This window comes from Cerasibacillus terrae, from assembly GCF_008039555.1.
Classification (GTDB): domain Bacteria; phylum Bacillota; class Bacilli; order Bacillales; family Amphibacillaceae; genus Cerasibacillus; species Cerasibacillus terrae.
Genome location: NZ_VDUW01000026.1, coordinates 1 through 964, shown reverse-complemented (window position 1 = coordinate 964; position 964 = coordinate 1). Strand labels below are relative to the sequence as shown.

At 36.5% G+C, this 964-nt stretch carries 1 protein-coding gene; it reads right to left on the bottom strand.

Annotation, left to right across the window (positions count from 1 at the left end):
• Nucleotides 1-964: transposase (locus tag FHP05_RS15140; protein ID WP_230974022.1), on the bottom strand; the 964-nt coding region annotated here is incomplete at both ends.

Here is a 964-nt window from a genome sequence, read left to right as displayed (position 1 = left end):
GGCTGGGACAAAACTAGCTCAAAATAGTATAAAAAATGGTTCCAAGCATTAAAAATTGCTCGGAACCATTTTTTTGTATGGTTATTTCCATCATCTATCATGGATTTGTTCTTTATGGCGGTAACCTTCCTTAAGTTTACCGCCATAAATGCAAATCCTAATTCATTTTTTACTTTCTCTTTTCCCCTGACGGACATTCGAGTGAAACCCAAATTAGCCTTCAAGAATCCGAAGACTGGTTCCACATCAATTTTACGTTTGCCGTAAATTTCACCAATTTTCTCATCTGAAAGCTTCTCTCTGACATATTCTTTTTGAGATTCCCACTTTTCATTTCGAAATACTTTCCGATTGTTTCCTTCTTTAGCTCTGGTACATAAAGAGCGTAAAGGACAACCAGAACAGTCTTCGCATTCATACACGTTGAACTCTCGTGTAAATCCATATCTATCCGTTCGATGAGATACATGACTAAAAAATACTTTCTTTCCATTCGGGCATGTGAACGCATTTTCTTCTTCATCGTATTCCCAATTATCTACATGAAAAGCGTTGTTTTTGTGTTTCTTTTTCTTCTCCTTACGATACTGATTGTATGTAATAAGCGGAATTCTATTTCGATTACTCATAATATCTTCATAATTTTGTTCACTGCCATAACCTGCATCCGCAACAATAAATTCTGGTAACTCAAAATAGTTTTCTTCGATATTGTCGAGAAATGGAATCAGTGTACGCGTGTCTGTCGGATTTGGAAAAACATCATAAGCGAGTGCGTATTGACCTTCCGTCGCGACTTGAACATTATACCCAGCTTTCAGTTGACCATTCTTCATGTAGTCATCTTTCATTCGCATAAAAGTGGCATCTGTATCCGTTTTGGAGTAACTATTGCGGTCCTCAAATATTTCCATATCCTTTTGATATTTTTGTTTGCGCACAATAAAATCTTGGAATTGCTTAC